Genomic DNA, 13,662 nt, shown 5'->3' with positions numbered 1-13,662 from the left:
CATCTAACTAATCAAAAATATTAGTTGATTAGGAAACTTATCCAAGATAAAAAGCTCTGAGTAATCAGGGCTTTTTTATTTTATTGACAGGATTAAATTCGTGAACTTTTTTGCAATGCTCAAAGACTTCTCTAAGGGACGTTTATCTTGGCTTTTACTGCTGGCTTTTATTGTCTTTTTTGAAGCATGTGCTCTTTTCTTTCAGCACGTGATGATGCTTGGCCCTTGCGTAATGTGTATCTACGAGCGCGTTGCTATGCTCGCTATCGGCATCGCAGCAATGATTGGTGCTATTGCCCCGCATAATCCGATTTCACGTTGGCTAGGTCTACTTGGTTGGGGGTTAGGTGCGTATAAAGGGTTGATGCTTGCTTTAGAGCACGTTGACTACCAGTTTAACCCATCTCCTTTCGCTACCTGTGACCTGTTCGTGACCTTCCCTAGCTGGGCACCTCTAAACCAATGGGCTCCGTGGATGTTTGAGGCCTACGGCGACTGCAGCAAGGTTGTATGGCAGTTCTTAGAACTTTCAATGCCTCAATGGCTAGTGATTATCTTCGCGGGTAACTTGGTTGCTTTCGGTTTTGTAGTGATTTCTCAATTCGTTAAATCGAAGAATGACTAACAATTAGCACATCATGTTAAGAAACGAAAAAGTCGACATTACGTCGACTTTTTATTATCTATTAACAATGCAATTAAGATTTTTTACCACAGCACTGTTTAAACTTTTTACCACTTTCACACGGGCAAACATCATTTCGGCCGATGCCCTTAAACGGATTCACACTTTGAGATTTATTTCCGAGCATCGCTTCATCCGCTGCTAGCGCAACTTCTGTCACCATCAAATCGACTTGCCCGACGAGATCATTCAAAGTTGGCGGGGTTTCTAATCCAGCTGCTTTCATTTGCTCGATTGTCTGTTCTTCATCAATCGCCAGCATGAATGTTGTTAACATTGCTTGTAGCATGCGTAATGTGCCATCTGCGATTGACGTTTCCTGCCACTGTTCTTCAATCGTCGGCCAGACCATCATAAAACCTTCAGAAAAATCGGCTAGCTGTTCAGCAAAATTATCTGCATCAAGCACTTCTGTAAGCAAATATTCACTTCGCTGAATGAGGTTATGTTGGCGATTAATTTGCTCGGTGACTTGAGGAACGAAGTCCTGACCAGTTTCAGGAATAGCTATAGGTAACCAAGCCTCTGGATCAAGAGGTTTAGTTGCAAGGTTAGATGCAAATATAGCACCTTCTACAAACTGGGCTGTTACGTCGTTAATTGAGTCAGGAAGACTCAATAATTGATACTTCATATTACTTCACTAGTCGGTCAATTCTGTTGTCTCCATTATACCCACAAGGCTAACAATTAGTAATTATTCGTATAGCTCTATGATTAATTACACCTACCAGTAGCCACGCAAACATTATCTTTAGTTCAATTCAGCAAACTAAACTTATTTCATTTTGAAAATTTAAGTTTGAAGTGTAAAAGAGTCATTGAAATATTTAGTTATATATAGAATACATTATGAAACAACACCAAAATGGTTTTACTTTGATAGAGCTAGTCTCTGTCGTCGTTATTTTAGGCATACTTGCCGTTACCGCAGCTCCTCGCTTTCTAAATTACCAACGCGATAGCCATGAAGCTATAGCTCAAGGTGCTTTTTCTTCTTTTCGAACTGCGGTTAACCTTTACCACTCACAGTGGCTTGTTGATGGAGAGCCTGATTTTAATCAAGATGTCGATTATGGTGAAGGCAGCGTTTATCCTTCATCGACTGGTTTTCCAATCGCTGTTGATCAACTACCGATTAATTCGGGGACTGCAATTAGAGGGAGTGACTGCGCAAGGCTTTGGCGGGCGCTCATGAATACTGACCTCACCGTTAGAGATCACGGTAGCTCAGTATTCCCTTCAGAAGAACCGATCGTTGCTTGGTATACATCAGATCCAAGCTGCTATTACTACTACACTGATGGTTACTCGCTAGGCGAAGATTTACCAAGGCTCAACTACTTCCCTCTAACCGGTGAAATAACTGTTACGTCAGATTCACCTAGCTCATAGTGACAAGCTTTTAACTTGCCCGTACAATCACGCGTCTTAATTTTCGATCCATTCAGTTTCGGTAAAGCAAATGCGAGTAATACTTGGCCCTATGGAGGGCGTTTTAGACCATCTAATGCGTGAAATTCTCACAGAGATCAATGATTACGATCTCTGTGTGACGGAATTTGTGCGCGTAGTTGATCAACTTCTTCCTCCGCATGTTTTTCACCGTATTTGCCCTGAATTGCATCAAGGCTCTCAAACCATGGCTGGTGTTCCAATCCATCTCCAGCTTCTAGGACAACACCCAAATTGGATGGCCGAGAATGCTTTTCAAGCTGCTAGTTTAGGCGCTAAAGGCATTGATCTTAATTTTGGTTGCCCTGCAAAAGCGGTAAACAAAAGTAATGGCGGTGCGTCACTGCTAAAAGAACCAGAACTCATCTATCAAGTGGTGAAGTCTTGTCGAGATGCGGTGCCAGCACACATTCCCGTATCTGCAAAAATTCGATTGGGTTGGGAGCACCCGGAAGAGTGCTTTGAAATTGTCGACGCTATCGAACAAGCAAAGGCAGACGAACTCACTGTGCATGCAAGAACCAAAGTTGGCGGCTATAAAGCCAGCGAAATTAAATGGGATTACATCAATCAAATAAGAGAAAAAACGTCTCTACCTTTGATTGCTAATGGGGAAATCTGGAACTATCAAGATGGTCAAGATTGCATAGAAGCCACTGGCGTCGATTCATTGATGGTCTGTCGTGGCGCTTTCAACATTCCAAATCTTGGCAACGTCGTTAAGCACAACCACCCAAAAATGCCGTGGAATAAAGTCATCGAACTTTTGCTACGCTATTCAGAGTTTCAAATAAAAGGGGACAAAGGCATGTACTACCCCAATAGAGTGAAGCAGTGGTTTGTTTATCTAAGTAAAGGCTACCCTGAAGCGAACGAACTATTTAAAGAAATTCGCACTTTCAAGAAAGCGCCACCTATTGTGGAGCGCCTTCAGCGTTATCAAGAGGAACATCGCCAAACTGTGTGAGTTAGTTCCCCTTCTTCTCTAACATAGAAGTTCAATAGCGTGGTTAAAATACGATGCGGTCTTTACCTGTCGTCTTAGCCACGTACAACTTTTCATCCGCGTGTTTGAATATCTCTTCAAAGCTTAGGTTATTATGCTCAGCTTCAGTAATACAAACACCACCAGAGACAGTAAAACCATTAGGTACAATGTTAGCTGAGTTTGCACAGACAGCATTTTTAACACGCTCTAATGTCCTCATTAACGTTTCACGATCATCACCTTTAAGATAAACGACAAACTCTTCACCACCAAACCTTGCTGCTACATCACTACTTCGAATGCTATTACTTATCTGGCGGGACATGTAGCGAATAACATCATCCCCTTTGTCATGCCCAAAGGTATCATTAATCAACTTGAAATTATCAATGTCAAATACAGTCAAGGCGAATAACTGGTCATGCTCCACACTGCGCCAAAAAGCTTCCAATCCTCTGCGATTTAGCAGCCCGGTCATCGGATCTTTAGCTGCTAGCTCTTTGAAGTAACCACGTTCAATATTGGAGTTAACGAAGAAAAAGAGCGTTACAGAGAATAGATATACGATGATAGCGACAATCAGACTGTCTTTCTCGTAGACAAAAAAGTGCTCTACCTCTTTGGCAAAATCTAATTCGTAGTACATCGCGTGATGAGAGGTGACTCCTTCCAGTTGTATCGCGCGATAGAAAGTAGCGCTATCAACCGGATTAACCAAGGTGGTATCAATAATATCGATTCTACCGGCTAAGTGCTCATTCGAACTCGCAAGCAATTTACTGGCGTCAATCTCAACAGAAAGCATTCCTTGATGTATCCCCTTATGAAACACCGGAATCGTCATGCTTATCATACGGTCAAGAGAGTCAAATCGATACGCAGGACCCGTTAAAGTCAATTGTTCTGGATTGTTGGCGGTTCTTTGCCAATACGGGCGGCTTTTTATGGTCGAAAGTAGTTCTTTCCCTAGCTCTTTAGCAAAGTCTTCTGGCGAAGAGATCACATACCCACGAGTATCAATAAAGTGTACGCCGTTGTGATATTCATCAAGCTGGGACAAAAATGAAAGAATTGGCGCGAGAGCAATTTTTTCTGACGCACTTTTATAGCTATCACTGGTTTCATTACAAAGGGGTTCTTGACCAACCAACATATAGTCGATATCGACAGAGGGGATATCTGCGGTTTTTCCGTCAGCAAGAAGTAATACGTCAATGGGCCAAATTCGGCAAAGACCATCAACCACTTGCTTATTGTGATCAAGGAAAAGAGGGTTTCCTGATTTGTAGTAATTAGAGAAGCTGTAATCTAGAGCGGTAACAATTTTGGTCGTTCGTTTAAACACTTCTTCAATACGCTGAAACTCACTGCTGATGTCTTTTTCAACCGCATCAAAATAATTTTTTCCTATCAGCCCAAGTAACATGGTCGCGATCACAGCGGGAAAGCCGAAGACAAAGGTAAGGCTAAAGTGCCTATTTACTTTCATAGAATGTGCTCTTAGCGCTCAGTTATTTTCATTAGTTCCATTAATATTATGACATTAATCGACAGCCCTCTCGATGTAAAATAATGTAAGTTGGTATTAACGATGCACCTATCGGGTAAATAACTACTTAAAAATGAATAAAATAGATCGCAGCTAATGGTGAGAGTCGACTAATGTTGTTCATTATGATGGTTTAAGTCCCTGTTAACAAAGTGACTTATCAAACATGATTTTTTTGATGTAAATACCTATTAACGACTGACTATCGCACGATCAACCACAGACTTAGGTAGCGTCAAACCAAGCATACGAGCGGCATCTAGGTTAACTACCAACTGAGAGCTTTGAGCCGTTTTAACACTCAACTTCCCTGGTTTTTGTCCGTCCAAAATAGCGGCCACATAATCAGCGGTCTGCACCCCAACGTCATAGTAATCTAGACCTAACCCAGCTATTGCTCCCTTGCCAACATAAGACGTTGCTCCTGCAACCACGGGTGTGCCAGCTTGGTTTGCTGCATTTATAAGTCCTTCAATACCGCTTGCCACCGTGTTATCGGTTAGCGCGTAGATAACATCAGATTTTTTAGCCACGGATGCTGTTTTTTCTTCTACATCATCGATAGTCAACGCTTTAGCAGTATGCAAAGTAAAGCCAAAGTCTCGTGTAGCCTGCTTTAACAGCCCTACTAAAGCAACAGCATTTGCCTCTGCTGGGTTATAAACCACACCGACTGAAACTGCATTGGGGAGTAGCTCTTTAATAAGAGATACATGTTGGGAAATAGGTGATAAGTCAGAAAGGCCCGTGACATTTCGTCCCGGCTGCTCCAATTGTTTAACAAGTCTTGCTCCGATAGGGTCTGTCACCGCGGTGAACACAATCGGGATCGTTCGAGTCGCTGAAACCAACGCTTGAGAGGTCGGTGTCGCGATGCCAACTAATACATGAGGGTTCTCACTAACTAACTCTCTGGCTATTTTTGCTGCCTGAACGGGATTGCCACCAGCCATTTCATAAGAAAACTCTAAATTTTTACCCGGTTCGTAACCTTTTGCTCTCAATCCTTCAAGAAGTCCTAGACGTGTTGCATTCAGATCTGGATGGTCAACAACTTGTGAAACCGAAACTTTGGCAACGTTCGCCATGACATTGCTTGTCCATAGCAACAACAGACAACTTACGACCGCTGCCAATACCTTTTTTACAGAACTCATTATCGCTCCCTGAATCAAGCTCTGCTCATTATTGCTCGCTCAAAGAGAACAACATCACTATTGATATTATTACCTGTAACCATTGATGACTTGAAGTTATATTTAACAAAAACACAACAAGGCTCGAAAAATGCGTGAAATAGTGAAAGGCAGAATTTGAAAAGTAAGAAACTACATGAGTAGTAAGAGAAAAAAGGAATGAGGGGGAGCGAGATGAATAAAAACGAAGTGAAAATATTAAAGTCAAACCTGAGAACAAACCATCAATGAAGAATAGTTGCTCTCAGACAAGAGGAGAGTTGAAACTCATTAGAACCAACGTTCCATTGAGGATTTATCTAGCTGACGAAATGCGCGATTTAAAATGATCGCCAATTCTTTATAACGAGGGCGCGACTTCATTGGCTCTAACGCAAAACCCGTTTCAGTGATCTTCTCATGAAGTTCGCGATACCACGAGACTAGCGCAGGTGGAAGTTGTGTGTTTGAGCGATTACCTAACCACCACATGCCTTGAAGCGGTAAGCTGATTGCAAACAAAGCCATGACCACAGCTTGTGGCATCGCTTGGTAATTATTAAAGACCATTTGTGTAAGAACACTAATAGCAGCAATCGCAGGCATCACTTTCACGCCAAAACGGGTCGCTTTAATAATGCGCTGTTCTGGGAAGATCGCGTTTAACTCTTTTCGGACGGGCCAGAGATCCATGTACTTTTGGCCATCTTTTAAACTACTAGCTAAACCAACTCTATTGCTCATATGAGTCTCCCATTAAAAAAAAGTTGAAATCATCAACTAAAAACACAAAAATTTGACGAAAAATAATATTCTTTCAAATTTTTTTGTTATATTTGCACAATATCGCTATTATTTGCAGGCCTCAATCTCATTGTTGCCCTTATTTACAATTTAAGCAACTTTGAGAAGACTTCTGCAAGGAATGCACAAGCCTCTTTTTGATAAAGAGCGCTTTCACTTTATACGGAAATTAACGTTTTTTTGACCAAGGTTAGTACGCAAGCCTATGTGCTTCGACTATTCTTGAGATTAATTTTCATCCTTAACTGATTTCGATCAGAAAAATAAACAGGTAGTCATTAATGTCTAAGCTAGTTTTAGTTTTAAACTGTGGTAGTTCTTCTCTTAAATTTGCTGTAGTTGACGCAGTATCTGGTGACGAGCATCTAACAGGTCTTGCAGAATGTCTGCATCTTCCTGAAGCTCGTATCAAGTGGAAACTTGATGGTAAACACGAAGCTCAACTAGGTAATGGCGCAGCACACGAAGAAGCACTAGCCTTCATGGTAGAAACTATTCTTGCTTCTAAGCCAGAACTTTCTGAAAACCTTGCAGCAATCGGTCACCGTGTTGTGCATGGTGGTGAAAACTTTACTTCATCAGCACTAATCACTGATGAAGTAATTAAAGGTATCGAAGATGCAGCGACTTTCGCTCCTCTTCACAACCCTGCGCACCTTATCGGTATTAAAGCAGCTCAAAAATCATTCCCAGCACTAAAAAACGTTGCTGTATTTGATACTGCTTTCCACACGACAATGCCAGAAGAAGCTTACCTATACGCGCTTCCATACAACCTATACACAGATCACGGTATTCGTCGTTACGGTGCACATGGTACATCTCACCTATTTATTACTCGTGAGTGTGCCACGCTTCTAGACAAACCTATTGAAGAAGTTAACATCATTAACTGTCACCTAGGTAACGGCGCATCTGTTTGTGCAGTCAAGAATGGCCAATCTGTAGATACTTCTATGGGCCTTACTCCTCTTGAAGGTCTTGTAATGGGTACTCGCTGTGGCGACCTTGACCCTGCTGTTATGTTCCACCTACATGACAAACTTGGCATGAGCGTTGATGAAATCAACACAATGTTCACTAAAGAGTCTGGCCTACAAGGTCTAACTCAAGTAACTTCTGACTGTCGTTTCGTTGAAGACAACTACGGCGAGAAAGAAGAAGCTACTCGTGCAATGGACGTATTCTGTCACCGTCTAGCTAAATACGTTGCAAGCTACACTGCAACCCTAGAAGGTCGCCTTGACGCTATCGTATTCACTGGTGGCATCGGTGAAAACTCAGCGCCAATCCGTGAAATGGTTCTTAACCGTCTTGCATTCTTCGGTATCGAAGTAGATAGCGCAGCTAACCTTAAAGCTCGTTTCGGCGGCGAAGGTACTATCACGACTGAAAACAGCCGTGTACCAGCAATGGTTATCTCTACTAATGAAGAGCTAGTGATTGCAGAAGATACAGCTGAACTAGCAGGTCTTTAATCGAATTTTCTGACTAGCTTCACTCGACGCTAGTCAGATTTTTATCTAAGAAAAATGGGGCTCAACTTTTATTCCTACCCCTATATAAATGTTGGTAGGAACAGGAGTTGAGCTTTTTTCATTCCAATAGTTAAAGGTACTCCTCAATGTCCCGTACTATTATGCTTATCCCTACAAGCGCTGGTGTTGGTCTTACTAGTGTAAGCATGGGTGTTCTTCGCGCGATGGAGCGCAAAGGCGTAAGTGTTTCGTTCTACAAACCAATCGCTCAACCTCGTAGCGGTGGCGATCAACCAGATCTAACATCAACTATCATTAGCACAAACAGCGACATCAAGATTGGTGAACCAATTGCGATGACTAAAGCTGAAGCGTTGATCGGTAGTGAAAAAATGGATGTACTTCTTGAATCTGTTGTTGAGCAATACAACAAAATCAACAAAGACGCTGAAGTAACGCTAATCGAAGGCCTAGTCCCTACTCGTAAGCACCCGTTTGCAAACCAAGTGAACGCAGAAATCGCAAAAACGCTTGGCGCAGAGATCGTATTCGTTGCGACTCCTGGTACTGACAACCCTACGCAACTTAAAGAGCGTATCGAAGTAGCATGTTCTAACTTCGGCGGTACAAAAAACAAGAATATCAAAGGCGTAATCATCAACAAGCTTAATGCTCCTGTTGATGAAGCTGGTCGTACTCGCCCTGACCTATCTGAAATCTTTGATGATGCAGACAGCGCTCAGCAAGCGAACCTTGAAGTAATGCAAATCTTCAATTCTAGCCCTATCCGTGTTCTTGGCTGTGTGCCATGGAGCATCGACCTAATCGCAACTCGTGCGGTTGATATGGCTAAGCACCTTAACGCTGAAATCGTTAACGAAGGTGAAATCTCAACTCGTCGTATTAAGAGCATCACTTTCTGTGCACGTTCTCTACCGCACATGATTGAGCACTTCAAGCCAGGTTCACTGCTAGTAACTTCTGCAGACCGTCCTGACGTTATCGTTGCTGCGGCTCTTGCTGCGAAAAACGGTGTTGAGATTGGCGCAATCCTACTGACTGGCGGTTACGACATTCCAGAAAGCATTGCTAACCTTTGCGCACCAGCATTCGCTTCAGGTCTACCGATCTTCAAAGCTCAAGGTAACACTTGGCAGACGTCTCTAAACCTACAGAGCTTCAACCTAGAAGTTCCTGCTGACGATAAAGAGCGTATCGAGTTCGTTAACGATCACGTTGCAAGCCACATTGATGGCCCTTGGATTGATTCTCTATCTGAAGGTACTCAAGGCATCCGTCGTCTAAGCCCACCAGCATTCCGTTACCAGCTAACTGAATTTGCTCGTAAAGCGGCTAAGCGCATCGTTCTTCCTGAAGGTGACGAGCCACGTACAGTTAAAGCTGCGGCTATCTGTGCTGAGCGCGGTATCGCAACGTGTGTACTTCTAGGTAACCCTGAAGAAATCCGTCGCGTTGCAGCGCAGCAAGGTGTTGAGCTTGGCGCTGGCGTTGAGATCATCGATTCTGCATCAGTTCGCGAAAACTACGTAGCTCGTCTAGTAGAACTTCGTGGCGCTAAAGGCATGACTGAAGTTGTTGCTCGTGAGAAGCTAGAAGACTCAGTATTCCTAGGTACTATGATGCTTGAAGCTGGCGAAGTTGACGGCCTAGTTTCTGGTGCTGTTCACACAACGGCGAACACTATCGTTCCTCCGTTCCAGATCATCAAGACTGCTCCTGATGCTTCTATCGTATCTTCAATCTTCTTCATGCTTCTGCCTGATCAAGTGCTTGTATACGGTGACTGTGCGATCAACCCAGATCCAACAGCTGAACAGCTTGCTGAAATCGCTATCCAATCTGCAGATTCTGCTGCGGCATTCGGTATCGACCCACGCGTTGCTATGATCTCTTACTCTACTGGTGAATCTGGTAAAGGTGCAGACGTAGATAAAGTGCGTGAAGCAACCAAACTTGCTCAAGCGAAACGTCCTGATCTAGTGATCGACGGTCCTCTTCAGTACGACGCAGCAATCATGGAAAACGTAGCCGCTTCTAAAGCGCCTAACTCTCCAGTTGCAGGTAAAGCGACAGTATTCGTATTCCCAGACCTAAACACGGGTAACACGACTTACAAAGCGGTACAGCGTTCAGCAGATCTAGTGTCTATCGGTCCAATGCTTCAAGGTATGCGCAAGCCAGTAAATGACTTGTCTCGTGGCGCTCTAGTAGACGATATCGTTTACACAGTAGCTCTAACGGCTATCCAAGCAGACCAAGCAGCTCAAGCTGAAGAAAAAGTAATTAACTAATTTTTCTTTTGTAGAAAGCAAAAAACCCTAGATTCTTATCTAGGGTTTTTTTATATCTAACGCTTAAGGTTACTTGATGCTCTTAAGATTAATCTAACCTCGCCCATGGACTGATTCTAAGTCTAGCGCAGGTCCTTTCGGCACAACTTGGGTTGGGTTTATACCTGTATGGCTGTAATAATAGTGGCGCTTGATGTGATAAAAATCGGTCGTCTCTTTAATGCCTTCGACCTGGTAGAGCTCTTTTAAGTAGCCCTGAATATGGACGTAGTCTGAAATTCGCTGCTTATTACACTTAAAGTGCCCAACATAAACGGCATCAAATCGAACCAGAGTGGTAAACAAGCGCCAATCCGCTTCTGTAATCTCGTTACCCGCTAAATAGCGATGTTCGCTAAGGTGAGCGTCTACTTTGTCTAAGGCTTCAAATAACGCACCATACGCTTCTTCGTAGGCTTCTTGTGTCGTTGCAAAGCCCGTTCGGTACACACCGTTGTTAATGTTTGGGTAGATATAGTCATTCCACTCATCAATCTTCTTTGCCAGTTCCCACGGATAGTAATCATCGGTGTTGCCTGTCAGTTCATTAAACTCTGAGTTAAACATACGGATAATCTCAGACGACTCGTTACTCACAATGGTGTTAGTCTTTTTATCCCACAACACAGGCACCGTCACTCTACCCGAGTAGTCAGGTTTGGCTTGAGTGTAGATTTGATGCATGCGCGTATGGCCGAACAGAGGTTCAGGTAACCCCATTTGCCAACCATCACTCATCATGTCTGGGCAAACCACCGTCACGTCAATGTGATCGGTTAGGTCTTTAAGCTCTCGGAAGATAAGGGTTCTGTGCGCCCAAGGACAAGCCAATGATACGTACAAGTGATAACGGCCGCTTTCAGGCTGAAACTGCGCGGACGCTTTATTCTCTACCCAGTGACGAAAGCCTGCATCTTCACGAACAAACTTGCCACCGCTTTCCTTGGTGTCGTACCAAACATCATGCCAAACACCTTCAACTAACTTGCCCATATCCAAACCTCTGTCATCCATACATTTCTCTAGTATAAAAAAAGCCTACTTTTTCAAAACTAGAAGAAGTTGGCTTAGTTGTTCAAATTATTTGATGAAGCTTATTTAATATGGAGCTTTAGACACAAAAAAAGCGCGACTCTAATAACTAGTCGCGCTTAAGCCTGTCACAGGCTGAACCGTTTTAAATAGGCTCTAGACTTGTACGTGCAAGCAAGATACTGCGTGAACGTCATCGCCTTGAATAGTTGGCTTAGTTTGCGCACACGCCTCTGTTGCTTGCGGGCAACGAGTACGGAACACACAACCTGATGGTGGGTTGATTGGTGACGGTAGATCACCCTCCAGCATCTGAATGGTTTTACTGCGCTCTAAGCGAGGATCTGGAATCGGAACTGCAGACATCAACGCTTTGGTATATGGGTGCTTAGGGTCTGAGAACAAGGCATCTGATTCACCTAGCTCAACAGCATTACCTAAGTACATCACCAATACACGGTCAGAGATGTGTTTAACCACTGACAAATCGTGCGCGATGAATACCAAAGACAAACCAAGCTCTTTCTGTAGTTCTTTCAGAAGGTTAACTACTTGAGCTTGGATAGAGACATCCAGTGCAGAAACAGGTTCATCACAGATGATCATCTTAGGTTTCAAGATAAGTGCACGTGCAATACCGATACGCTGGCACTGACCACCAGAGAATTCATGTGGGTAACGGTTGATTACGTTTGGTAGTAGACCAACTTTTGCCATCATCTCTTTAACTCTGTCCTTCACTTCTTGTTTAGAAAGTTCAGGGAAGAAAGTCTCTAGAGGCTCAGCAATTATGTCGCCGACTGACATACGCGGGTTGAGTGATGCTAGTGGATCTTGGAAGATCATCTGAATCTCTTTACGAGTCTCACGACGTTTCACTTCTTGCATCTTAGTCAGGTCCTGACCTAACCACATCACTTGACCTTCAGTCGCTTCAACCAAACCGATAATCGCGCGTGCAAAAGTCGATTTACCACAACCAGACTCACCTACCACACCTAGCGTTTCGCCTTCGTAAAGATGAACATCAACACCATCAACTGCTTTAAGGTTTGATGGTTTCGCCCAAGGCCAAGCAGACTTAGCCGCAATGCTAAAATGAACTTTTAGGTCTTTAATATCTAATAGTAATTCTTTACTCATTTTGTCCAAGTCTCCCAATCTGAAAAACAAGCACGCTGACGGTCTTTAGCAAATGGCTGTAGAATCGGTGCTTCTTGCTTACAACGGTCCATTACACGGTGACAGCGGTCTTGGTAAGGACAACCTGTTGGTAGGCGAAGTAAGTTAGGTGGGTTACCTGGAATCGTCGGTAGAATTTCACCTTCGGTATCCAAACGAGGAATCGCTTTAAGCAGGCCTTCCGCATAAGGGTGGCTTGGCTCGTAGAAGATTTCATCAACCGTGCCATATTCCATTGTACGACCTGCATACATCACAAGTACTTTGTCACACGAACCAGCAACCACACCTAAGTCATGAGTGATCATGATGATTGCCGTATTGAACTCATCTTTAAGTTCGTTCAGCAATTCCATGATTTGCGCTTGAATGGTTACATCCAACGCCGTTGTCGGCTCATCAGCGATAAGCAATTTAGGGCGACACAGTAGTGCCATTGCGATCATCACACGTTGACGCATACCGCCAGAAAATTCATGTGGGTACATGGTTATACGCTTGCGTGCTTCAGGGATTTTCACCGCTTCCAGCATACGAACTGATTCTTCGAACGCTTCTGCTTTACCCATGCCTTTATGCAGCATAAGTACTTCCATCAGCTGATCACATACTTTCATGTAAGGATTCAGTGACGTCATTGGATCTTGGAAGATCATCGCGATCTGTTCAGCACGTACTTTGTTCAGCTCTTTTTCAGGCAGGTTAAGAATTTCATTGCCTTCAAACTTTGCGCTACCTGAGATGATGCCGTTCTTAGCTAGCAGCCCCATCAGTGCAAATACCGTTTGTGATTTACCTGAACCCGACTCACCAACAATACCCAGCGTTTCGCCTTGGTTAAGTGAGAAGTTCAAGTCGTTTACTGCGGTTACGATACCATCTTGCGTGGTAAATTCGACGCGCAGATCTTTGACATCTAATAAGCTCATCATTGCTTCCTTCAATCTTTTATAGCTTTTGTAT

General features: G+C 43.4%; 12 protein-coding genes. 5 read left to right on the top strand and 7 right to left on the bottom strand.

All coding sequences use genetic code 11. From position 1 onward, the window contains the following. Positions 1–100: 100 nt before the first annotated feature. A complete protein-coding gene (gene dsbB / locus ACED28_RS09450) occupies positions 101–625 on the top strand; it encodes a disulfide bond formation protein DsbB (protein WP_009848624.1) in 525 nt (174 codons plus the stop codon). Between the two features lie 73 nt (positions 626–698). Here dsbB and ACED28_RS09445 read toward each other — a convergent pair whose 3' ends face one another. Continuing rightward, the gene (locus tag ACED28_RS09445) at positions 699–1,319 is read right to left on the bottom strand and encodes an SEC-C metal-binding domain-containing protein (RefSeq protein ID WP_012603553.1); all 621 of its coding nucleotides are present in this window, start codon (positions 1,317–1,319) and stop codon (positions 699–701) included. Between the two features lie 218 nt (positions 1,320–1,537). Between ACED28_RS09445 and ACED28_RS09440 the strand changes: the two genes are divergently transcribed. Beyond that, entirely contained in the window at positions 1,538–2,080 is a 543-nt protein-coding gene (locus ACED28_RS09440; protein WP_009848626.1) for a prepilin-type N-terminal cleavage/methylation domain-containing protein, read from the top strand. A 70-nt stretch (positions 2,081–2,150) separates the two neighbouring features. Continuing rightward, positions 2,151–3,107, top strand: coding sequence for a tRNA dihydrouridine(16) synthase DusC (dusC, locus tag ACED28_RS09435; RefSeq protein ID WP_017099046.1), 957 nt, complete (start codon positions 2,151–2,153; stop codon positions 3,105–3,107). A 43-nt stretch (positions 3,108–3,150) separates the two neighbouring features. Here dusC and ACED28_RS09430 read toward each other — a convergent pair whose 3' ends face one another. The 3 genes from ACED28_RS09430 to yfbV all read right to left on the bottom strand — a co-directional run bounded on the left by ACED28_RS09430 (position 3,151) and on the right by yfbV (position 6,596). Further along, positions 3,151–4,617: a sensor domain-containing diguanylate cyclase gene (locus tag ACED28_RS09430; RefSeq protein WP_017102829.1), complete on the bottom strand. Its 1,467-nt coding sequence runs from the start codon at positions 4,615–4,617 to the stop codon at positions 3,151–3,153. Between the two features lie 251 nt (positions 4,618–4,868). Further along, positions 4,869–5,834, bottom strand: coding sequence for an ABC transporter substrate-binding protein (locus ACED28_RS09425; RefSeq protein WP_371709723.1), 966 nt, complete (start codon positions 5,832–5,834; stop codon positions 4,869–4,871). Positions 5,835–6,143: 309 nt separating this feature from the next. After that, a complete protein-coding gene (gene yfbV, locus ACED28_RS09420) occupies positions 6,144–6,596 on the bottom strand; it encodes a terminus macrodomain insulation protein YfbV (protein ID WP_017099049.1) in 453 nt (150 codons plus the stop codon). Positions 6,597–6,937: 341 nt separating this feature from the next. Here yfbV and ACED28_RS09415 point away from each other — a divergent pair, with 341 nt between their 5' ends. Continuing rightward, positions 6,938–8,134 carry an acetate kinase gene (locus ACED28_RS09415; protein ID WP_017099050.1) on the top strand — a complete coding sequence of 399 codons (1,197 nt, stop codon included), beginning with the start codon at positions 6,938–6,940 and terminating at the stop codon, positions 8,132–8,134. A gap of 146 nt (positions 8,135–8,280) precedes the next feature. Then, entirely contained in the window at positions 8,281–10,446 is a 2,166-nt protein-coding gene (pta, locus tag ACED28_RS09410; RefSeq protein WP_029224061.1) for a phosphate acetyltransferase, read from the top strand. A 93-nt stretch (positions 10,447–10,539) separates the two neighbouring features. Here pta and ACED28_RS09405 read toward each other — a convergent pair whose 3' ends face one another. The 3 genes from ACED28_RS09405 to ACED28_RS09395 form a co-directional block, all read right to left on the bottom strand. After that, positions 10,540–11,478 (bottom strand): glutathione S-transferase family protein, encoded by a 939-nt coding sequence (locus tag ACED28_RS09405; RefSeq protein ID WP_371709736.1) that lies wholly within the window; start codon positions 11,476–11,478, stop codon positions 10,540–10,542. A 195-nt stretch (positions 11,479–11,673) separates the two neighbouring features. Further along, entirely contained in the window at positions 11,674–12,660 is a 987-nt protein-coding gene (gene oppF, locus ACED28_RS09400; RefSeq protein WP_017062172.1) for a murein tripeptide/oligopeptide ABC transporter ATP binding protein OppF, read from the bottom strand. Continuing rightward, on the bottom strand, positions 12,657–13,628 hold the full coding sequence (locus tag ACED28_RS09395; RefSeq protein WP_009848635.1) for an ABC transporter ATP-binding protein: 972 nt from the start codon (positions 13,626–13,628) through the stop codon (positions 12,657–12,659). The genes oppF and ACED28_RS09395 overlap by 4 nt, the downstream gene beginning before the upstream one ends. Between the last annotated feature and the right edge of the window lie 34 nt (positions 13,629–13,662).

Origin of the sequence: Vibrio sp. 1F253 (genome assembly GCF_041439295.1) — a bacterium.
Taxonomy (GTDB): domain Bacteria; phylum Pseudomonadota; class Gammaproteobacteria; order Enterobacterales; family Vibrionaceae; genus Vibrio; species Vibrio tasmaniensis_A.
This window is presented reverse-complemented; position numbering and strand designations above follow the sequence as displayed.

Coding starts and splice junctions, on each gene's coding strand:
- yfbV (WP_017099049.1), bottom strand. CDS start 6,596: ATGAGCAATAGAGTTGGTTTAGCTAGTAGTTTAAAAGATGGCCAAAAG.
- ACED28_RS09430 (WP_017102829.1), bottom strand. CDS start 4,617: ATGAAAGTAAATAGGCACTTTAGCCTTACCTTTGTCTTCGGCTTTCCC.
- oppF (WP_017062172.1), bottom strand. CDS start 12,660: ATGAGTAAAGAATTACTATTAGATATTAAAGACCTAAAAGTTCATTTT.
- ACED28_RS09415 (WP_017099050.1), top strand. CDS start 6,938: ATGTCTAAGCTAGTTTTAGTTTTAAACTGTGGTAGTTCTTCTCTTAAA.
- pta (WP_029224061.1), top strand. CDS start 8,281: ATGTCCCGTACTATTATGCTTATCCCTACAAGCGCTGGTGTTGGTCTT.
- dusC (WP_017099046.1), top strand. CDS start 2,151: ATGCGAGTAATACTTGGCCCTATGGAGGGCGTTTTAGACCATCTAATG.
- ACED28_RS09425 (WP_371709723.1), bottom strand. CDS start 5,834: ATGAGTTCTGTAAAAAAGGTATTGGCAGCGGTCGTAAGTTGTCTGTTG.
- ACED28_RS09395 (WP_009848635.1), bottom strand. CDS start 13,628: ATGAGCTTATTAGATGTCAAAGATCTGCGCGTCGAATTTACCACGCAA.
- ACED28_RS09440 (WP_009848626.1), top strand. CDS start 1,538: ATGAAACAACACCAAAATGGTTTTACTTTGATAGAGCTAGTCTCTGTC.
- ACED28_RS09445 (WP_012603553.1), bottom strand. CDS start 1,319: ATGAAGTATCAATTATTGAGTCTTCCTGACTCAATTAACGACGTAACA.
- ACED28_RS09405 (WP_371709736.1), bottom strand. CDS start 11,478: ATGGGCAAGTTAGTTGAAGGTGTTTGGCATGATGTTTGGTACGACACC.